The organism is Streptomyces silvisoli, from assembly GCF_029269905.1.
Taxonomy (GTDB): Bacteria; Actinomycetota; Actinomycetes; order Streptomycetales; family Streptomycetaceae; genus Streptantibioticus_A; species Streptantibioticus_A silvisoli_A.
Map to the genome: position 1 here is coordinate 60,265 of NZ_JARJBC010000014.1, position 19,991 is coordinate 80,255.

Genomic DNA, 19,991 nt, shown 5'->3' on the forward strand with positions numbered 1-19,991 from the left:
GGGTCCGTGGCGTACGCGGCGCGGACCCGCCCCTTCGTCACGTATGGCTTACCGCGAGTTGCGCTGCGTGGTGGCCTCTCGCACGGTGGTCGAGTCTGAACCCCGCCACGTATGTGAAGGGATTGACCCCCATGCGCATATCCCGGAAGACCGGCATCCTCATCTCTTCCGCCACCGTCGCCGCGATGACGCTCGGCACCGTCGGTGCCGCGGCCGCCGTCACCGCCGAGCCGCCCGCCCGGCCCGTCGCCCACGCACCGGCTCCGGACCCGGCCGTGGTGCTCGGCCGACTGGCGAACCTCGGCGCGGTCAGCAAGGCCGTCGAGTCGCTCCAGGCCGCCATGACCGACAGGCGGGATCCGGCCAAGATCACCCGGCTGGTCGACCAGGCGAGGCGGCAGCTCGACGACGTCGCCGCCACGGCGAGGACCACCAGGGCCGGCATGACCGCGAAGCCGCGCAAGGCCGGGAAGCACGGCGCCCCCGGCAAGGTCGCGGACCCGACGCCCAGCACCGACGCCACCGACGCCCTGATCGCCAAGGCGGTCAACCAACTCGAGGCGCGGCTGAACTCCGTGGTCCAGGCCGTGGACGCGAACAACCCGACGAACATCCTGGACGCGGTGAACGCCGCCCTGCTGTCCACCCTCAGCGTCGTGAACGCCGTCCTCACCGCCAGCGGTCTGCCCGCGGTGAGCGTGCCGGGCCTGAGCCAGAGCCCCAGCCTGCCGAGCACCGTCACCATCACGCCCGCGGCGCCCGGCTCCACCGCCGTGCCCGCGAAGCCCAGCGCGCCGAGCGCCCCCAAGGCGAAGCGCAGCGCTCCCGCGGCCTCCGGCGCGGCCGCGCCCAACTGACCTCCGCCGACGGCGTGTTCGGCGGAGCGCCTCGGGGCGAGGCCGCCGGACACGGATGGGCCTGGACCGTCCCGGAGTGGTCGGGAGCGGTCCAGGCCATCGGCCCTCACGGGCCGCCGGTCACCGTGACTCCGCCGTCACCAGGTCACCGGCAGTTCGTGGACACCGTAGATCGCCATCTCGGTACGGAAGCGGATGTCCTCGTACGGGATCGCCAGCCGCAGCCTGGGCAGTCTCCGGAACAGCGTCTCGACGGCGATCTGCAACTCCACCCGCGCCAGCGGCTGTCCGAGGCACTGGTGGACGCCGAAGCCGAACGCGACATGGCGGCGGGACTCGCGGCCGATGTCGAGTCGGTCCGCGCCCTCGAACACCTCCTCGTCCCGGTTGGCGACGGAGATCATGCACAGCACGCCCTCGCCCGCGCGGATGGTCTCGCCGCCCACCTGCACGTCCTCGGTCGCGACCCGGGGCAGCCCGGAGTGCACGATGCTCAGGAACCGCAGCATCTCCTCGACCGCGGGCTTGATCAGCGCCGGTTCGGCCCGCAGCCTGGCCAGTTGGGCCGGGTCGCGCAGCAGCGCCAGGGTGGACAGCGAGGTCATGTTGGCGGTGGTCTCATGGCCCGCGACCAGCAGGAGCAGGCAGGTGGCGGCCACTTCCTCGTCGGTCAGCTCACCGCGCGCCACCAGTCGGCTGATGATGCCGTCATCCGGCTCGCGCCGCTTGGCCTCCGCCAACCGGCCGAGGTATTCGGTCAGTTCCTCGCGGGCCTGCCGGACCTCATCGGCAGTCGAGTGGTTGTGCAGCAGGACCCGGCTGCGTTCCTGGAAGTACCTGTGGTCGCCGTAGTCGACTCCGAGCAGTAGACAGATCACCAACGACGGTATGGGCAGGGCGAATTCGGAGACCAGGTCGGCGGGTGCGCCGTGTGCGACCATCCGGTCGAGGAAGTCGTCCACGATGCGCTGTATGCGCGGCCGTAGCGCCTCGGTCTTCTTGATCATGAAGTCGGCGGTGAGCATGCGGCGCAGCCGGGCGTGCTCGGGGTCGTCAAGGCGGATGAAGCTGGTGCTCTCGTTGGCCAGCGCCCGACGGCCGTCGGTGACGAACGGGAAGCCGGGGTGCCGGGCGTCGGCACTGAACCGCTGGTCACGCAGTACGCTGCGGACATCGGCGTGCCGGGTGACCAGCCAGCACTGCGAACCGTCCCACAGCGTGACCCGGCTCACCGGCTGCTCCCGGCGCGCCTGCTCGTAGGCCGGTGGCGGGGCGAACGGGCAGGCGCCGCGGGGTGCGGGGAAGTTCGGCGGTGCTATGGGGTGCGCGGTCGTCATCGCGGATCTCTCCTTCACGGTCAGGTGCGGAACGCGTACGGCGCGCCCCCTGGGGCGGGTGCGCCGGCGCGCTTACGCCTCGTGCACTTCGATGGCTCCGGACGGACAGACGGTGGCGGCGGTACGGACCTCGGCGTGGAGTTCGGCGGGCGGCCGCTGTTCGAGGAGACGGACGATGCCGTCCTCCTCGCGCTGGTCGAAGACGTCGGGGACGGCCAGCACGCACTGGCCGGAGCCGCAACAGCGGTGGGTGTCGACGCTGACTCGCATGGGCCCTGTCCTCCATCGGGTCGACCCGTATACCTGGGCAACTAGATACCTAACAAAGGCAATTAATGCTGTTGCCACGCTAACTCCCGCGCCCGGCAGGGAAACAAGGGGTCGGCGGCGCCGGACAGAAGTTGGCCGATTCCAGGCGATCTGGCGTCCGGGGTGCCCCGCGGGACTAGAGTTCCGCCATGTCCGACGCCGCCGCCGACGCCCCTGATGCCGCCGACGCCACCGCGGCACTCGACCGTGTTCTGCTCACCCTGTCCTACCTGCTCACCCGTCCGCAGGCGCATGACCGCTCGGTGAGCCGGGCGGAAGTCCAGATCGGCAGGTCGGATGTGCATCTGCTGATGGCGTTGGAGAACGACGGCGGTTCCTGCCGGGTCGGCGACCTGGCCGCCCGGCTGCTGGTGGAGCCGTCCCATGTGACCCGCCAGGTGGCTCAACTCCAGCTCCAGGGGCTGGTGGAGCGCACCCCCGACCCGACCGACCGCCGCGCGCGCAACATCACGATCACGCCAAAGGGCACCTCGGTGCTGGTGCGGCTGCGCCGCTCGAACCACGAGCGCCTGCGCGAGGCGCTGCACGACATCGACGAGCGGGACATCGACGCCACCGTTCTGGTACTGCGAAGGCTCATCGAGCGGTATGTGCGCGAGGTGCGGGCCGGCGGGCCCTGGCAACAGTGAGGGCCGTGCGGACGGTGTGCGAATGCCGGAAGGCCCGGATCCGTGGTTGCACGGATCCGGGCCTTCCGCTTCGAGGCGCTCAGCGCTCCCGGGAGAGGGTCAGCTCAGGCGCGCGAGCGCCGGGACGAAGCGGGCCGCGTCGACGGTGCCGACGCCGGTCGCCATGTCGTAGCCCTTCACCGCGGTGTAGCCGGTGACGCCCGCGTAGCTGTTGTTGGTGCCGTCCTTGACGTCCACGATCCCGGTGAAGGGGTTGTGCGCCGACAGGCTGTTCAGCTTGTACAGCGCCTTGTGGATGTCGCCCACCCGGTGGCCGGCCACCTGGTCGGCCAGGGCGATGATGCCGGAGAACAGCGGGCTGGCCTCGCTGGTGCCGCCCGAGACGTCCCAACCGACCGAGGTGGGGTCGTAGCTGGAGTAGACCCAGGCGCCACCGTCGACGGCGGCGGCCATGGAGATGTCCGGGGTGCCGCGGCGAGCGCCGACCACGTTCTTCACGCTGTCCTGGAACGCCGGGCGGGTGAAGACGTGCGACTGACCGCCGCCACCGGCGCCGTGGTCGTTGTACACGCTCTCGGGCTTGACGCGGTCGCCCTTGTCGTTCAGGTGCAGCTGCGTACCACCGACCGAGGTCACCAGCGGGTCGGAGGACGGCCAGGAGTTCACCCGGTACTTGTAGTAGCCCTTGCCGTCCGCGGTGTTGTCGGTCGCGCCGCCGTCACCGGAGGACGCCAGCACCGTCACCTTGTGCTTGGCCGCGTCCTTGAACGCGTAGCGCAGGTTGTTGATGCTGGAGAAGTCGCCCTTGTCGAAGCCCGGGAAGGTGTTCTCGGTGGCCCCGAAGCTCTGGGTGATGACATCGCCGATGTTGTGGTCGATCGCCCACTTCTCGGCGTCCATCATCTCCGGCAGACCGGTGACGCCCTCGGTCTCGGCGACCGCGGTCTCGATCAGGACGATCTTGGCGTCAGGCGCGATGGCGTGCGCCATCTCGACGTCGAGGGTGGTCTCCCCCGCCCAGCCGGTCATGTCGGCGTTCTTGGGGTCCCACGGCGGGACGTTGCCCCACTTCTTGACCTCGACCTTGGTGTGCGGCAGGCCGAACTGCTTGCTGTACACGTCCAGATCGTGCTGGACCGTCGGCGAGCCGAACGAGTCGACTATCACGATCGTGCGCCCCTTGCCGGTGACGCCCTTCTTGTACAGCGGGTTCAGGTTGTACGCCTGACGGTACTGCAGCGGTGTGTAGCAGGCGAGCTTCCACTTCGCCTGGCACTGCTCCGTGGTCAGCGGGCTGCCGACGCCCTTGATCAGGGTGTGACCAGTGATCGCCGGAACAGCCTTGACCTGCGGCGCGGCGGCCGCCGACCCGCTCAGCGGGGAAAGCGCCGCAGCGGCGACCAGGGCGGTGACCCCGGCGGCTGCGGCCACGGCGCGCGGCCGGGGACGAACTCTTCGCATGAACTCTCCTTGTATGGAGGGAAGTCGTACTCAGACGACTGCGGCGATCCCACCTGGCAGGTCATGACCAGGACAAGAGTGTTTTGTTTTTACTATCAAATGCTTTACCTCCCTGCGTGATTCTTTGCCCTCCAATGACCACACCTTGACCGGAATTCACCTACGAAGCGGGACATTCGTCCCCACGGACCACCGCCCCCCTGCCCGTACTTCAAGACGCCGAGGGGCAGTTCCGCGCCCTCGCACCAACACGCCACTACCCGCATGGGCATGATCGGCAATCAGCACGGTGTGTCGTTCGGCACACCGCCGGCGGACAGCGGGCCGACGGGGCGTCACCTCTTCGGTGGCACGCGCAGCGCGGCGTACCCGGGACGGAGCGGGCGTGCGGATACCTTCGCCGCCCACCCCAACTCCCAGGAGACGAGGACCACATGCCCATCACCCGTGCGCCGGGGCGCGCCGCCGCCACCGTGGCGGCCTTCCTGCTTCCGCTCGGACTGGCGGCCCCGGCCGGCGCCGCGCCCGACCCGGTGGGCGGCGAGACCGCCACGGTGGCGCAGAGCCCGGACGGCCACACGTCCGGCAAGCCGTCCTCGGCCCTGGACCGGGTGGCGGACTTCTACGGGGCGTACGTCGACGCCCGCAACGGCGACAACGACACCGCGCTGACGGGCGCGCTGCGCCGCCACTACCTCAGCCAGGCCCTACAGGATCGACTGGCCACCTGGGAGGAGGAGAACCGTGCCGACGGCGTACTTCGGGCGCAGAACGCCCCGCGCGGCTGGCGCGTCAGCTACGCGGGCGGCGGCGACGGGCAGAGCATCGCCACCGTGCGGCTGGCCTGGGGCAGCACGGCGCACCCCACGTACACCTATCTGAGGGTGCGCACCACGCTGTCGACGATGCGGATCAGCGACATCGACGACGCGCCGGACCACTGAGCCCCGACCGCGTGGCTCGCGGTCGGGGCTCGGTGTCACACCGTGAGCGGCGTCAGCCGGTGAACGCCTTGAGCCCGTTCGGGGTGCCGAGGCCGGTCGGGCCGTTGTAGCCCTGGCCGCCGTTGCACAGGTACGACGGGTTGCACGAGCCGTTGGAGCCCGAGGTCACGTTGTTCAGCGCCGACGCGTTCTTGTAGGGGAACGACGCCGGGTTGCTGCCCGAGGACGGCGCACCGGCCAGCGCGTACACGCTGGCGATGATCGGCGACGAGGCGCTGGTGCCACCGACGACCTGCCAGCCGTTCGACTGGTAGGTGTCGTAGACCGCCACACCGGTCGCCGGGTCGGCGACCGCGGAGACGTCGGCCACCGTGCGCTTGGAGCAGCCGGTGTCCTTCTGCCAGCTCGGCTTGGCCTCTACGGTGGAGCAGCCGGAGCCGGTGCCCTCGCCGCCCGCGCTGGTGCCCCAGACCTTCTCGCTCCAGCCGCGCGAGCTGGAGTCCTTGGTCAGCGAGGTGCCGCCGACCGAGGTGACGTTCGGCGAGGCCGCCGGGTACTCCACGCCGAAACCGGAGTCACCCGCCGAGGCGGTGATGACCACACCCGGGTGGTTGAAGTACTGGGTGTCCGCCTGGGCGTCCGAGGCGTCCTCGCCACCGCCGTAGCTGTTGGAGACGAACTTGGCGCCGGACTTGACGGCCTGGTTGACCGCCGCGCCGAGGTCGCTCATGTTCGCCGAGTTCGCCTCGACCAGCAGGATGTTGGCCTTGGGCGCGATGGCCGAGACCATGTCCAGGTCGAGCGAGATCTCACCGGCCCAACCGGCGTCCGCCGTCGGGTAGTTGGTTCCGCCGTTCTGGTCGATCTTCTTGAAGCAGCCGTCGCCGCAGTCCGGCAGCCCGTACTGCTTGCGGTAGGCGGCCAGGTCCTGGGCGGCGTTGGGGTCGTCCTGGGCGTCGACGATGGCCACCGTCTGGCCCGCGCCGTCCCCGGTGAGGTTGTACGCCTTGCGCAGGTCATCGGGGCCGAAGCCCTGCGGGGTGTCGTTGGCGCCCGCCACCTGGTGCTTGACGATGTCGGTGCGCACCAGCCCGAGGCAGGCCATCATGCCCGGCTTGCTGGGCTGCGAACACATCCGCTTGACGTGCGGCTGGTCGGCGGTGGTCGACGCCGCGCCCGCCGGAGCGACGATCGCGTACGTACCGGCGACCAACGCGCCCAGCGACGCCGCCGCGATGGCACCCTTGCGGAATCCGCGCTTACGCCTGTGCGCGGAGGGAGACGATATAGGCAATGAACGGCCCTCCCTGGGGGGATGGGGACTGCGCGCAGGCCACCCGGCCGGGTGGACCGAACCGGACGCGGTCCCGGGAATCGCCACTCGCGCGTGTGCCGCTCCCTGACGTGATTGGGGCACGACAGGGGTGGGGGTAGCACACGGATGGCAGGAACAGGCATGCCCATGACATGCAGCGGAACTGCCACCCCGGCGAGTGGTGTCTGGCGTTCAGGAAGCTAGCCGACCTACCCGCCTCGCGACAAGGCCGCAATGGCCCCACCCGACCCGCGAAACACCCATGTAACCAGGCCACGAGGGCGTCGCGGAAGGGGTGTTCGAGATCCGTAACACTTCGTTCGCCACACCCTCAGCCAACCGCGCACCACCCATGAGGCGTTGCCCCAACTGCGACTACCTGCGGTAATGCGTTCACCAAGGGCAGGCAACGGCTCGACCGGTGAGTCACACCTGACGCGCCATCACCTCTGGCGGACGGCCCGCCGCCCTCACCGCGGAATTACGCAGGATTCCTCAAGAAATAATTTCGCCCGCACCCCGCCGCACGGACACCTGTCTCATACCGCGGATCCACGACAGAGCATCACAAACCACGAGGTACTACAGCAGTCCGGCGCGAGCCGCCTGGATGCCCGCCTGAAACCGGGTCCGCGCACCGAGGGCGTCCATCACCTCGCGCACCCACCGCTGGACGGTGCGCGGTGAGACGCCCAACTGGCGGGCGATGCTGTCGTCGGTGAACCCGGCCGACAGCAGCGTCAGAAGTTCACCCTTGCGGTCCCCCGAGCCGAGTGGCGGACCGCTCGCGTCCGGCACCCTCACCGCCCGGTGCCAGTACGCCTCGAACATCCCGTTCAGCGCGTCCAGCAGGGACGAGGCGCGGACCAGCACGGCGGCCTGCGCCTCGGAGCCGGTGGCCACCGGCAGCATCGCCCAGCGGTCATCCACCATGGCCAGCTTGCACGGGAGTTCCGGCAGCATCCGGGCCTCCTCCCCCGCCGCGACCACCTCGCGGATTTCGGCCAGTCGTCCGGGGGCGCTCACCGAGCCCGCCTCGTACACCGCGCGGATGCGCACGCCGCGGGCCAGCAGGGAGCGCTCCAGCTCGGTGTCGGTGCGCGAGATGTGCGGGGGCTTGTCGAACAGCAGCAGATGCCGCCGTGCGCCGTCCTGCATCTGCCGCCAGCGCTCGGCGATGGCGGCCTGGCCGGTGACCACCTCGACCAGGTCGGCCGCCTGCGGCTGCTGCGCCCGCCGGTAGGCCCGCATCAGTTCGCCCACCCGGCCGCGGGTGCGCAGCAGTTCCTCCTCCCGGCGTAGCAGCAGCGCCTCGATGGCGACGTCGGGCGCCGCGGCCGACCAGCGGGCCGGAGCACCGTCATGCCGGGCCACCAGGCCGTGTTGGGCGAGCGCGGCCAGCAGCCGCTCGGCTCGGTCGGCCGTGATGCCCAACTCCGCGGCAAGACCGGCTGCCGTACAGTGCGGAGAGGCGAGGACACGTAGATAGGTGTTCTGTTCCGCTTCTGGGATGCCAAGGCCTTCGAGCAGACCGCCCGAGGCCGAGCGCATGGGCGCCGACCAGTGGGTTCCGCCTGACACCGTGTGGAAACCGGCTGGGAGCACCCTGACCGCCCTTCGGTTCCGGGCGGGCGAAGCTCGACGAGCGGTACCCGCCACCACCCGCTATTGTGTCATGTTCTCGCCATGGCGGGTTCCGGTTGGCGCCTGACTCTTGAGGGTTCACGCAGGCCACACCCACGATGAACCCCGGTCTGACAGGCCCCCGAACATCGACTCCATCCCCCACAGGAGACCGGTACATGGGCACGAATGCAGGAACCAGACGCAATCGTTTCACCGGCAGAGCGGCGGCCGCGGGTCTGCTGCTCGCCGCCGCGGCTCTCGTCCCGGCGGGTGCCGGGACGTCAGCGGCCGTCGCCTCCACGGGCTTCGGCCCGCACGCGGGCCGCTTCCAGGACAGCAACTGGGGCGGCTACGTCGCCACCGGAAGCTTCAGCACCATAAGCGGCTCCTGGACCGAACCGCACGTCACCTGCAACAGCAGCAACGACCTGTTCGCCCCCTGGGTCGGCCTGGACGGTTACGGCTCGCAGACCGTGGAACAGACCGGTGTGCAGACCGACTGCTCCAGCGGCTCGCCCGTGCTCTCCGCCTGGTACGAGATGTACCCCGCCGCGCCGGTGTACTGGAACGACCCGGTCTCCGAAGGCGACAGCATCACCGCCTCCGTGGTCTCCAACGGCGGCGGCAGCTACACCCTGACGCTCACCGACAACACCAAGGGCTGGACCGAACACGTCGACCAGAACCTCGGCGCGGAGAACGTCAGCGCCGAAGCGGTCATCGAGTCCCCCACCCAGAGCTATCCGTCCTTCAGCCAACTGGACTTCTCCGGTGTGACGGTGGACGGCCAGTCGTTCGACGCGACGAACCCGCAGTCGTTCACCAGCGGCGGCTACTCGCCGGGCCCGCTGTCCGGCGGCTCGTTCTCCATGACACCGGGCGGCGGTCTCGCCCGTACGCCGCACGCGCCCGCCAAACGGCCGAGCGTCATCCGCTACTGACGGCCGACCCGCGTTAGCGTGGAACCACAAGGGGCGCCCGGACCGCGCGACCGGTCCGGGCGTCCCCGCTCGGTCATACGGCGGGCGACACCCGGCCAGTGACCTCGCCGAAGCCCACCCGCCTGCCGTCCGGACCCGGCGCCCAGGCGGTGATGGCCACCTCGTCGCCGTCCTCCAGGAAGGTCCGCGAGGCGCCGCCGCTGAGCCGCAGCGGATCACGGCCGTTCCAGGTCTGCTCCAGCAGGCAGCCGCGCTCGTCGTCGCCCGGACCGCTGACCGTGCCCGACGCGAACAGGTCACCGGTGCGCAGGGATGCGCCGTTGACCGTCATATGGGCCAGTTGCTGCGCCGCCGTCCAGTACATCGTGGCGAACGGCGGGCGGGATACCACCTCTGTGTTCAGCGCCACCTCAAGCCGCAGGTCCAGGCCCCACCCCTCGGACTTGGCGTCGTCCAGATACGGCAGCAGCGGGGTGTCCCTCGCCGGTGGTACGACCCGTGCCGCCTCCAGCGCGTCCAGCGGCACGATCCACGGCGAGACCGACGTCGCGAAGGACTTGCCGAGGAACGGACCCAGCGGCACGTACTCCCACGCCTGGAGGTCGCGCGCCGACCAGTCGTTGACCAGGCAGACGCCGAAGACATGGTCGGCCAGCGCGTCCAGTTCCACCCGCTCCCCCTGCCGCGACGGCGTGCCGACGACGAAGCCGACCTCGGCCTCGTAGTCCAGCCGCGTCGAGGGGCCGAAGACCGGCTGCGGATCGTGCGGCGTCTTGCGCTGACCGGTGGGACGGACCACATCGGTACCCGAGACGACGACCGTTCCGGCCCGTCCGTGGTAACCGATCGGCAGGTGCTTCCAGTTCGGCGTGAGGGCCTCGCCGTCCGGGCGGAAGATCCGGCCGACGGTGGTGGCGTGGTGCTCACTGGCGTAGAAGTCGACGTAGTCGGCGACCTCGAACGGCAACCGGAGTACGACCGAGTGGAGCGGGTGCAGCAGCGGTTCGACGGTGCGCCGGTGCTCGGGCTCGGTCAGCCAGGCGGTCAGCGCGCCGCGCACCCGCCGCCACACCGGCCGACCCGCGGCCATCAGCGGGTTGAGCACGGGCTGGGAGAGGAGTTCCGCGTCCTCGGAGCCGAGCGCGCGGGCGGCGGCGCCCGCGTCGAGCACATGGTCGCCGATCCGCACGCCGATCCGCGCGGAGCCGGGGGCATCGGCGGTGGTGAAGACCCCGTACGGGAGATTGTGCGGGCCGAACGGGCCGTTTACGGCCGCATCCAGCGGGCTGACTTCGGGCATCTGTGGTGCCTCGCCTTCCACGTCGCGGGTGAACGCGGAGGTAAGGCTACGGCCTGAACGCCTTCGGCGGGGGTGCGGGGTTGGGCATCTCACGGTGCCCTGGCAGGCGGGCCTCGGCCACCCGGGTGGTGTCCGCCGCGACGGGCGACGGCTCGACGCCGTGCGGGGGAATGTTCCGCCGGACGGGCTACCAGCGGCGCAAGGCCATCAACCGGCGCCGAACGTCCACACGTTGCTGCTGGAGCCGCGGCTGGCGGTCCCGCGGAGTCTCGGGGGACGGATCGGTGTCGGGGGCAGAGCGTTCGGCGTCCTGGCTCGCGTTCATCGCTGCGCATCCTTAAGCCGGTCGGAGCAGGTGATGGACTTCAGGACGCCCACCCCACGGCTATGGTTCCCCGCCCGGGCGGCCCAGCACCAACAACGCCGCGAGGGCTACCGTGGTCACGGCCCGTGCCGCGACGCCCGCCGGAACGGGCGCCGCGGCACGGCACCTGGTCAGTCGCCGGCGACAGGCGCGTACTTGTACCCGACCCGGCGGACGGTGACGATGCCCGCCCGGTGCTCGGGGCCGAGCTTGCGGCGCAGCCGGGCGACGTGCACGTCCACCGTGCGCCCGTCACCGACGTGGCCGTAGCCCCAGACGGTGTTCACCAGGTGGTCGCGGGTGTGCACCCGGTGCGGATGGGCCACCAGGTGCGCCAGCAGTTCGAATTCGAGGTAGGTCAGGTCCAGCTGGCGCCCGTCGATGCTCGCCGTACGCCGTTCGTGGTCGATGTGGATCGGGTCGTCGGAACCGGCGGGCTCGGCCGCGACCACGGGCGGGGCCTGGTCGGCGGGGACCAGGACCAGGTAGCCGACCATCGGCGGCTGCCCGGCGACAGCGGGCAGGGAGTGCCCGGGAGCGGGCAGCCAGGTGGCGCCCGGTGGCAGGAAGTCCGGCGCCGGGATGACCTCGTCGGGCCTTACGGCGCGCAGCCGCTGGCGGGCCGGGACGGGAGCGTGCAGGGTCTGGGTGTTGGAGATGTTCGGCATGGGGTCTCGGCTCTTTCGCGCGAAGGGACGTGTGGGACGTCGTGCGCGGGGCCGGGCCGTACCGACGGCGATGGCCGTTGGCGATCAGCCGTGGACGCGGGCCCGCGCGGGGATCGCGCGGCAACACAGGCGGTCGAAGTGGTGCGCCTGCCGAGACGGCCAGAACGGCTCAAGGTCACTGCGACCCGTCGCGGTCTCAATCAAGCTGGCCATGGGCCCATTGAACCAGAAAGCCTGTACCCATCGCGCCAGTTGATGTAGGGCACATGTTTCCGGCCGGAAATCCGGCCGATACACGCCGTGCGCAACCGGGGCCGCACATCCGTTCCGCCGGGATTCGTCCCTATGATCCGGACATGACCTGGCAGCGCTCGCTCCGCGAGGCGGTCCGTTCCGGTCTGGCCGTCGAGCGGACCCGGCTGGAGCCGCTGGCGGCACTGCGCGGTGCCGCCGGAGTGGCTGTCGTCGTCGCGCTGGCACTGTGGCTGACCACCCCGGCGTTCGCCGCGTCCTCCGCGTTCGGGGCCTTCGCCGCCGGAATGGCCACTTTCCAGCGCAGTTGGCGGCCGCGCCCGGTGCTGGCGCTCGCCGCCGGCGGCGGACTGGCGTTCAGCACCTTCCTCGGATACCTGGCGGCGGGCCACACCGCCGCGTTCGTCGCCCTGCTGGCGGTATGGTCGCTGGGCGCCGGAACGGCCTGGGCGCTGGGGCCGACCAGCGGCGTGGTCGCCTCACTGACCGTCACGGTGATGCTGGTCGTGGTGACGCTGCCCACCAGCTTGCCGGGGGCGCTCGGGCACGCCGGGGTGATCGCCTTCGGCGGTCTGGTGCAGGCGGCCCTGATCGTGGTCTTCCCGATCCGCCGCTGGGGCGCTCAACGCGACGCGCTCGCCGAGGCCTTCGCCGCGGTGGCGGACTACGCGCGTCGGCTGCGGCACGACCCGATGGCGCCGTTCGACCCGGAGCCGATGATGACGGCACGCAGCGCGGCCACCCTGAGCCCGCGGCAGGCCCGGCGGCGCCCGGCCCAGTTGCGCGGCGTGCGCGCGGTGGCGGAGCGGATCCGGCCGGTGCTGGCCTCGTTGGCGGATCCGGCGCTGGGCGCGGCGGCCGACGGGCCGGAGCGGGAACGGGCGCGCCAGTTGCTCGCCGTCGCCGCCGAGGTACTGGACGCGGTGGCGCACTCGATCCGTACCGGCCGCCCGGTGCGGCTGCCCGGCCAGGTCGCCGCGACCCTGGAGGAACCGGAGGGCGGCTCGCCACTTCGGGGTCCGGCACGGCGGGCGGCCGGACGGCTGGCCGCGCTGCTCGAAGAGGCCGTCGAGGAGGCGAACGGCCCGAGCGCCGCCGACCAGGCAGCCGTGCAGGGCGCGCTGCTGCGCCCGACCGTGCCGAAGCTCCTGCCGCTCGCGCTGCGGGCGGTACGGCGCGAGCTGCGCTGGGACTCTCCGGTGCTCAGGCACGCGGTACGGCTGTCCGTGGTGACGCCGCTGGGTTATGTCCTGGGCTGGGCACTGCCGTTGGGGCACGGCTACTGGGCACCGGTGACCTCGACGGTGGTGCTGCGGCCGGACTTCTCGCAGACGTACGCGCGCGGGGTGGCGCGGTTCGCCGGCACCCTGGCCGGTCTGCTGGTGGCCGGTGCGGTGATGCGGTTCGCCGCTCCGGGGCCGCTGGTCTGCGCCGGACTCGCCGTGGTCTGTCTGGGGTTGATGTACCTGCTGCTGCGCACCGGGTACGCGGTGGCCTCCGCCTGCCTCACGGCGTACGTGGTCTTCCTGCTCGGCATGGCCGGCGTCGGCTGGCACGAGGCGGTCACCGACCGGGTGTTGCTGACACTGCTCGGCGGTGCGCTGGCGATGGCGGCGTACGCGGTCTTCCCGACCTGGGAGACGACGCGGTTGCGTGAGCGGCTGGCCGACTGGCTTGAGGCGACCGGGCGGTACGCGGCGGAGGTGGTCGCCTGCTACGCCCACCCGGCGGACCGCCGCCGCCACCGCCGGGTGCGCGAGGCGCTGCTGGAGTTTCGCTCGGCCCGGCTGGCCTGGGACCAGGCCGTCGGCCGGGCCCGCGTCGAGCCGGTGCGCCATCGCGGACTGTCGCCCCGGGCGAGCGAACTCGCCAAGGACGCACTGACGTTGATGGCCCGCGGTGGAATGCTCCTGGAGGCCCATCTGCCGTCCCGCGACGCGCCCCCGATCCCGGAAGCCGACGCGTTCGCCCAGGCGGTACGCGCGGCGACCGCGTCCGGGTCGGCTGCGATCCGCCAACGCAGCCCGTTCCAACCGTCGTTGAGCACCCTGCGGCAACGGACCGCTGATCCGGCTCTGGCACGGGCCACGGAACTCATCGCGGAAGCGCTGGAGGACCTGGCGAACGCGGTACGGCCGTCCGCAACCGCCGTACGCGAAGAGAGAGGTTCGGGCGCCGCACGGGGGAAGCGGCGCCCGACACCAGAAGCATAGCGGACCGATGGCCCTTACATCTACCCTCGCGTGAAGGGGAGTTGGAGCGTGCGCTCACCACTCACCTGATCGACAGGCCCGAGATCTTCCGGGCGATCACCAGTCGTTGGATCTCACTGGTGCCTTCGAAGACCTCGGCTGGAAGCGGTCATGGTGATACTGCGGCGTACCCACGGCGACCGGCCGCCCGTGGGATCGCCCGGTGTGCCGGCGCCCTCCGGCGGCGCTCCGGGATTCTCGACTCCGACTCCTCCAACACGATCCGGCGGGCGAAGCCGTTCCAGCGAATCGTCTCAGGGGCCGCCTCGTGCGCGTGCTCCAGCGTCGCCAGGGCCACATCGGGCTGGCCGTCGAGGTGATACGCGCGGGCCTGCTCGATCCGATGCCGGGATCGCCGCGGCCGGGACGGGATCACATCCGCTTCGGCCCGAGCTGGCCGAACGCGATCGGCTCGGGGGGAGCATGAGTTGGCACGGCCTTGCCCCTCTCTGAGCAGCTCGTCACTGTCAGGGTAGGTGGCAGGGCCGTTTCGCGTGAGCCGGATGTGAGAGGCCGCGTTGATCGAGGCGGACTCGAAAGGCCCGGGTGCACGATCCACAGTCGGTGATGGCGGCGCTGCACGTTCACCGAGGTCCGGACGCTGGTCGACGAGCACGAGTCGCAGGTGGCGTCGGGTGATGTGCGGGCGGTGCCAGGCGAGTTGGGGGTCGAGGAGAAGGCCCTGACGGCGGAGGCGTGCACGGATGCGGGAGCAGCGGCTGGAACTCGCCGAGTGGCAGCGGGAATGGGTCGCCGCGTACCGGGACAGCCAGCAGTACGCCATCGCCGCCTAGGGCTTCCACTCCGCGGTGTTCGGCAGCGTGAACCGGTGGCCGCAGGGCTCGAAGAAGAGTATGTAGTGCGGGGCGTTGGTCGCCGAGATCGATTCCGCACGCTGGACGCACCTCGGACAGTGCGGCTGCGAGTTGTTGGGCGCGGACTGACGGTTGTGTTCTTCCATCTCGGCACGGAAGATGTCGAACTGCTCGGGGGTGAGCTGGATCGGCTGACTGGGCTGAATCATGGGGTCATCATCTCGCGGTCGCGGGCTGCCTACCCCCCGCCGCGTATCCAGTGGCGAAGCACCCCGAGCGGTCAACTGCGGGAATTCCAGCGGGGCATGACGGCAGCGGGCGGCATGAGTGCGGCCCCGCCGACGGGGGAGACAGCGGGGCCGCAAGTACAGTGTGGCAGACCTGTCTCCCGTTGCTCCGGCGCACCGCCCCACGGCTGCCCCGCCGGGCGCCAAGGCCGGTGGTGCGGGGAGCGAGTTTTCGACCATGTGCGAGTGCCCTTCCGGGACCACCGGAAGGGCACTCGCCGTTCGACCGGCAGCGGGCCGGAAATCGCCTCATGACCTGCGCAGATATCTCACCGGATCGGCAGCCCCGAGATCGTCCGGGCGATCACCAGTCGTTGGATCTCACTGGTGCCCTCGAAGATCGTGTAGATGGCCGCGTCGCGGTGCATGCGTTCCACCGGGTACTCGCGGGTGAAGCCGTTGCCGCCGAGGACCTGCATGGCCTGGGCGGTGACCCACTTCGCTGTCTCGCCCGCGTAGAGCTTGGACATCGAACCCTCGGCGGCGGTGAACGGCTTGCCCGCGGTGGCCATCCAGGAGGCGCGCCAGACCAGCAGGCGGGCGGCGTCGATGCGGGTGCGCATGTCGGCGAGGGCGAAGGCGACGCCCTGATTGTCGATGATGGGGCGGCCGAACTGGACCCGGGTCTTGGCGTAGTCGAGGGCGACCTCGTACGCGGCGCGGGCGATGCCGACCGCCTGGGCGCCGACCGCTGGCCGGGAGGCCTCGAAGGTGGCCATCGCGGCGTTCTTGATCCGCTCGCCGCCGGTGCGCTGCCGCTCCCTGGCGCGGGCCAGCCGCTCGTCGAGCTTCTCCTTGCCGCCGAGCAGGCAGGAGCCGGGGATCCGTACGTCGTCCAGTACGACCTCGGCGGTGTGCGAGGCGCGGATTCCGTGCTTCTTGAACTTCTGCCCCTGGGAGAGTCCCGGCGTGCCCGGAGGAACGATGAACGAGGCCTGGCCGCGGGCACCGAGTTCGCTGTCCACGACGGCGACGACCACATGGACGTTGGCGATGCCGCCGTTGGTGGCCCAGGTCTTGGTGCCGTTCAGCACCCACTCGTCCGTGGCCTGGTCGTAGACCGCGCGGGTGCGCATGGCGGAGACGTCCGATCCGGCGTCCGGCTCGGAGGAGCAGAAGGCGGCGACCTTCACGTCGTCGGCGGTGCCGAACATCTGCGGCACCCAGGTGCCGATCTGCTCCTCGGTGCCGTTGGCGAGCACGCCGACCGCGGCCAGCGTGGTGCCGACGATGGACAGGCCGATCCCCGCGTCACCCCAGAACAACTCCTCCATGGCGACCGGGATGCCGAGGCCGGTGGGGTCGAAGAACGCCTGGGCGTAGAAGTCCATGGAGTACAGGCCGATCTTGGCGGCCTCCTGGATCACCGGCCAGGGCGTCTCCTCGCGCTCGTCCCACTCCGCGGCGGCCGGGCGCATCACGTCCGCGGCGAAGCCGTGCACCCAGTCGCGGACACCTTTCTGGTCGTCGTTGAGCTCCAGCGCGAAGTCGCCCATCGTTCCCCTCCACCTCTTGTTACTTACGGTAACACGCAGTGTGTTACCAGCCGGTAGGGATGTCAACCGCCGATCCGCGCACCGCCGCGCCCGCCTCCGCCCCTGGCACGGCCGCCGGGCGTTGCGGCGTTCGGTGGAAAATGCAGTACGTTGCGCACAGCGTGCGGAATCGAACGGGCGGGGAGGCTCGATGCAGACCAGCCAGCGACTGGACCAGCAGCAAGCGACGGAGAACCGGCGCCGGGAGCTGCTCGAAGCCGCGGACCGGGTGGTGCTGCGCGACGGACCCGAGGCGTCCATGAACGCCATCGCCGCCGAGGCGGGGATCACCAAGCCCATCCTGTACCGGCACTTCGGCGACAAGAGCGGTCTGTACCGCGCCCTCGCCAAGCGCCACACCGACGCGCTGCTGGACACCCTGCGCACCGCGCTGGACTCCCGCACCGCCCGTCGTGACCGGGTCGAGGCCACCCTGGACGCGTACCTGGCGGCAATCGAGGCGCGTCCGCAGGTGTACCGCTTTCTGATGCATCCCACCGAGGACGCGGACGCCGAGAAGGACTTCGACACCAGGCGCTACTCCGCGCCCCTACTGCGCCGACTGGGCGAGGAGTTGGCGAAGATCATCGCCGAGCGGCTCGACCTCGGCCCCAACAGCGAGGAACTGGCCAGGGTGTGGGGCCATGGGATCGTCGGCATGATGCACGGGGCCGGAGACTGGTGGCTCGCCGAACGACCCTGCGAGCGCGCCCAGTTGGTGGCCCATCTCGCCGATCTGCTCTGGGGCCGCCTGGCCGCCGCGGGCGACGTCCCGGGCGGGCCCGGCTTCTGAGGCGTCCTATCCGCCGCGTGCCCACGGTGCGCGGCGGGCGGCGCGCAGGGCACGGCGGCGGCGCAGGCCGGTGAGCCGGTCGGTGAACAACCCGCCGCCCAGGTGGTCGCATTCGTGTTGCAGGCAGCGGGCGAAGAACCCGGTGCCCTCCACCCGTACCGGCGCACCGCCCAGGTCGTATCCCTCCACGATCGCGTGGTCGAAACGCGGGGTGGTCGCGGTGACACCGGGCAGCGACAGGCAGCCCTCCGTCCCGGGGACCACCACACCGTTCGCCTCCGTCAGCCGCGGATTGACCACCGCGCCCAGGTGTCGGCGGTCCTCGTCGTCCGGGCAGTCGTAGACGAACACCCGCGCCGGCACGCCGATTTGGGGCGCGGCCAGCCCCACCCCGTCGGCGGCGTACATCGTGGCGTACATGTCCTCGACCAGCCGCGCCAGTTCGGCGTCGAAGCCGGTCACCTCGGCCGCCGCCGACCGCAGCACCGGGTCGCCGAGCAGCCGCATCGGCCGTACGGCTCCCGAGCTGCCGGGGATCGCTCGGCCTGAGGGTCCGGGACCCGCCCCGGAGGAATGGTGCATGAGCGCAAGGTTACGTCGCCGTGCCCGGCCCCCCGGCCGACCGGGGCTCGCCGTCGTGAGCCCATGTCCACGATGCGAGAACCCAAGGTGTGGCTGTCCGCCGCGACGGCGAGCGAACCGACCGGGCCCAACCGCCCGCGACCCATCGAAGGTCAACCCCCAACGCCCGCCCGAAACAGGGCGTTTCACCCTCCCGGCGGCCGGTCGCACACCTCACTTCGACCCCCGCCTGCCCCGGTACCGGGGCAGCCGCCCGGTGGCGCGGTGCGGGGCCGGGCCGAGGACTCGATAGGCTGATCCGAGACCGAAGCCTCCCGCCCCGGCGGACCGGCGCGGCCCGCGCGGGCAACCCAGCCGCGGTGCGGCACCGGCGGACGCGCTACGCCACCCCCATCCAGGCGGTGGTGGAGGACGCACCCGGAGGCCCGGTGTCGAACGCGAGGAGGATCGAAAGACGATGGCAGGCAACTCGGAGCCGCTGTCGCCGCGGGCGAAGCTGGCCGTGACGGCAGGCAAGGCCGCGGCGGCGGTGTCGCGCGCCGCGGGCCGCGGCAGCGGATCGGTGATCGGCGGCCGGGTGGCCCTCAAGCTCGACCCCGAGCTGCTGGGTCGGCTCGCCGGGCACCTGGACGTGGTCCTGGTGTCGGCCACCAACGGCAAGACCACCACCACCCGCCTGATCGCCGAGGCGCTGCGGGCGGCCGGTCCCGTCGTCTCCAACGCGCTCGGGGCCAACATGCCAGCCGGTATCACCTCCGCCCTGGCGGGCGGCTCGGAGGCCCGGTACGGCGTGATCGAGGTCGACGAGAAGTACCTGGCGGGCGTGGCCCGCGATGTGTCCCCGAAGGCCATCGCGCTGCTCAACCTCTCCCGGGACCAGCTCGACCGCGCGGGCGAGACCCGGATGCTCGCCGAGAAGTGGCGCGAGGGCCTGGCCGGCATCGAGGCGATCGTGATCGCCAACGCCGACGACCCGCTGGTCGCCTGGGCCGCGTCCTCCTGCCCGACCGTGGTGTGGGTGGCCGCGGGCCAGGAGTGGAAGGACGACGCGTGGTCCTGCCCGTCCTGCGGCGGTGTGCTCCAGCGCCCCAGCGACGACTGGTTCTGCGCCGAGTGCGGCTTCCGCCGCCCGCAGCCCACCTGGGCGCTGTCCGGCGACTACGTGGTCGCCCCGGACGGGGTCGCCTGGCCGATCCAGCTGCAGCTGCCCGGCCGGGCCAACAAGGCGAACGCGGCCACCTCCGCCGCCGTCGCCGCGGTCTTCGGCGTGGCCCCCAAGATCGCGCTGGAGCGGATGTACGCCGTGCAGGCGGTCGCCGGACGGTACGACGTGGTCTCCTACCTCGGCCGTGACCTGCGGCTGCTGCTGGCGAAGAACCCGGCGGGATGGTTGGAGACCTTCTCGCTGATCGACGGCCCGCCCGCCCCGGTGCTGCTGTCGGTGAACGCGCGCAGCGCGGACGGCACCGACACCTCGTGGCTGTGGGACGTCGACTACACCCGCCTCGCCGGGCACCCGATCTTCGTGATCGGCGACCGCAAGCTGGACCTCGCGGTCCGCCTTGAGGTGGCCGGACTCCAGTTCCGGGTCTGCGCCGACGTGGACGAGGCGGTGCGCTCGGCTCCCCCCGGCAAGATCGAGGTCATCGCCAACTACACGGCGTTCCAGGACCTACGCCGTACAGTGGGCAACTGACCCACCT

The 19,991-nt window shown here is 71.2% G+C and carries 18 protein-coding genes and 1 pseudogene; 7 read left to right on the forward strand and 12 right to left on the reverse strand.

The genetic code is table 11. The features are described 5' to 3' along the window. The first annotated feature begins 131 nt into the window (after positions 1-131). Entirely contained in the window at positions 132-857 is a 726-nt protein-coding gene (locus P3G67_RS21655; RefSeq protein WP_276094943.1) for a hypothetical protein, read from the forward strand. 137 nt (positions 858-994) lie between these two features. On the opposite strand, the gene P3G67_RS21660 is transcribed toward P3G67_RS21655, so the two are convergent. After that, entirely contained in the window at positions 995-2,194 is a 1,200-nt protein-coding gene (locus P3G67_RS21660) for a cytochrome P450 (protein ID WP_276094944.1), read from the reverse strand. Between the two features lie 72 nt (positions 2,195-2,266). Then, complete coding sequence (locus tag P3G67_RS21665; RefSeq protein ID WP_269857330.1) at positions 2,267-2,464, reverse strand: ferredoxin; 198 nt, start codon at positions 2,462-2,464, stop codon at positions 2,267-2,269. Between the two features lie 188 nt (positions 2,465-2,652). On the opposite strand from P3G67_RS21665, the gene P3G67_RS21670 reads away from it, so the two are divergent. Beyond that, on the forward strand, positions 2,653-3,153 hold the full coding sequence (locus P3G67_RS21670; RefSeq protein WP_276094945.1) for a MarR family winged helix-turn-helix transcriptional regulator: 501 nt from the start codon (positions 2,653-2,655) through the stop codon (positions 3,151-3,153). Positions 3,154-3,252: 99 nt separating this feature from the next. Here the strand turns inward: P3G67_RS21670 and P3G67_RS21675 are convergent, their stop codons facing one another. Next, positions 3,253-4,614 (reverse strand): S53 family peptidase, encoded by a 1,362-nt coding sequence (locus P3G67_RS21675; protein ID WP_276094946.1) that lies wholly within the window; start codon positions 4,612-4,614, stop codon positions 3,253-3,255. A gap of 434 nt (positions 4,615-5,048) precedes the next feature. Between P3G67_RS21675 and P3G67_RS21680 the strand changes: the two genes are divergently transcribed. Beyond that, entirely contained in the window at positions 5,049-5,558 is a 510-nt protein-coding gene (locus P3G67_RS21680) for a hypothetical protein (RefSeq protein WP_276094947.1), read from the forward strand. Between the two features lie 52 nt (positions 5,559-5,610). Here the strand turns inward: P3G67_RS21680 and P3G67_RS21685 are convergent, their stop codons facing one another. Continuing rightward, positions 5,611-6,852: a S53 family peptidase gene (locus tag P3G67_RS21685; protein ID WP_449343257.1), complete on the reverse strand. Its 1,242-nt coding sequence runs from the start codon at positions 6,850-6,852 to the stop codon at positions 5,611-5,613. Positions 6,853-7,455: 603 nt separating this feature from the next. After that, positions 7,456-8,424 (reverse strand): helix-turn-helix transcriptional regulator, encoded by a 969-nt coding sequence (locus tag P3G67_RS21690; RefSeq protein ID WP_276094948.1) that lies wholly within the window; start codon positions 8,422-8,424, stop codon positions 7,456-7,458. A 251-nt stretch (positions 8,425-8,675) separates the two neighbouring features. Here P3G67_RS21690 and P3G67_RS21695 point away from each other — a divergent pair, with 251 nt between their 5' ends. Continuing rightward, complete coding sequence (locus P3G67_RS21695) at positions 8,676-9,440, forward strand: G1 family glutamic endopeptidase (protein WP_276094949.1); 765 nt, start codon at positions 8,676-8,678, stop codon at positions 9,438-9,440. Positions 9,441-9,513: 73 nt separating this feature from the next. On the opposite strand, the gene fahA is transcribed toward P3G67_RS21695, so the two are convergent. From fahA to P3G67_RS21710, 3 genes are all read right to left on the reverse strand, one after another. Then, positions 9,514-10,740, reverse strand: coding sequence for a fumarylacetoacetase (gene fahA / locus P3G67_RS21700; RefSeq protein ID WP_276094950.1), 1,227 nt, complete (start codon positions 10,738-10,740; stop codon positions 9,514-9,516). A 187-nt stretch (positions 10,741-10,927) separates the two neighbouring features. Then, positions 10,928-11,065: a hypothetical protein gene (locus tag P3G67_RS21705; protein ID WP_276094951.1), complete on the reverse strand. Its 138-nt coding sequence runs from the start codon at positions 11,063-11,065 to the stop codon at positions 10,928-10,930. 170 nt (positions 11,066-11,235) lie between these two features. Beyond that, positions 11,236-11,772 (reverse strand): winged helix-turn-helix domain-containing protein, encoded by a 537-nt coding sequence (locus P3G67_RS21710; RefSeq protein WP_276094952.1) that lies wholly within the window; start codon positions 11,770-11,772, stop codon positions 11,236-11,238. A gap of 356 nt (positions 11,773-12,128) precedes the next feature. Here P3G67_RS21710 and P3G67_RS21715 point away from each other — a divergent pair, with 356 nt between their 5' ends. Then, the gene (locus P3G67_RS21715) at positions 12,129-14,237 is read left to right on the forward strand and encodes an FUSC family protein (RefSeq protein ID WP_276094953.1); all 2,109 of its coding nucleotides are present in this window, start codon (positions 12,129-12,131) and stop codon (positions 14,235-14,237) included. A gap of 148 nt (positions 14,238-14,385) precedes the next feature. On the opposite strand, the pseudogene P3G67_RS21720 reads toward P3G67_RS21715, so the two are convergent. From P3G67_RS21720 to P3G67_RS21730, 3 genes and pseudogenes are all read right to left on the reverse strand, one after another. Next, a pseudogene (locus P3G67_RS21720) lies at positions 14,386-14,670 on the reverse strand (hypothetical protein); the annotation flags it as partial. Positions 14,671-15,066: 396 nt separating this feature from the next. Beyond that, a complete protein-coding gene (locus P3G67_RS21725) occupies positions 15,067-15,300 on the reverse strand; it encodes a hypothetical protein (protein WP_276094954.1) in 234 nt (77 codons plus the stop codon). A 347-nt stretch (positions 15,301-15,647) separates the two neighbouring features. Beyond that, entirely contained in the window at positions 15,648-16,874 is a 1,227-nt protein-coding gene (locus P3G67_RS21730; protein ID WP_276094955.1) for an acyl-CoA dehydrogenase family protein, read from the reverse strand. A 190-nt stretch (positions 16,875-17,064) separates the two neighbouring features. Between P3G67_RS21730 and P3G67_RS21735 the strand changes: the two genes are divergently transcribed. Beyond that, positions 17,065-17,706, forward strand: a complete 642-nt coding sequence (locus P3G67_RS21735; protein WP_276094956.1) for a TetR family transcriptional regulator — start codon at positions 17,065-17,067, stop codon at positions 17,704-17,706. A gap of 6 nt (positions 17,707-17,712) precedes the next feature. On the opposite strand, the gene def is transcribed toward P3G67_RS21735, so the two are convergent. Continuing rightward, on the reverse strand, positions 17,713-18,288 hold the full coding sequence (def, locus tag P3G67_RS21740; RefSeq protein ID WP_276094957.1) for a peptide deformylase: 576 nt from the start codon (positions 18,286-18,288) through the stop codon (positions 17,713-17,715). A 457-nt stretch (positions 18,289-18,745) separates the two neighbouring features. Here def and P3G67_RS21745 point away from each other — a divergent pair, with 457 nt between their 5' ends. Next, a complete protein-coding gene (locus tag P3G67_RS21745; protein WP_269857314.1) occupies positions 18,746-19,984 on the forward strand; it encodes a Mur ligase family protein in 1,239 nt (412 codons plus the stop codon). Positions 19,985-19,991 lie beyond the last annotated feature (7 nt).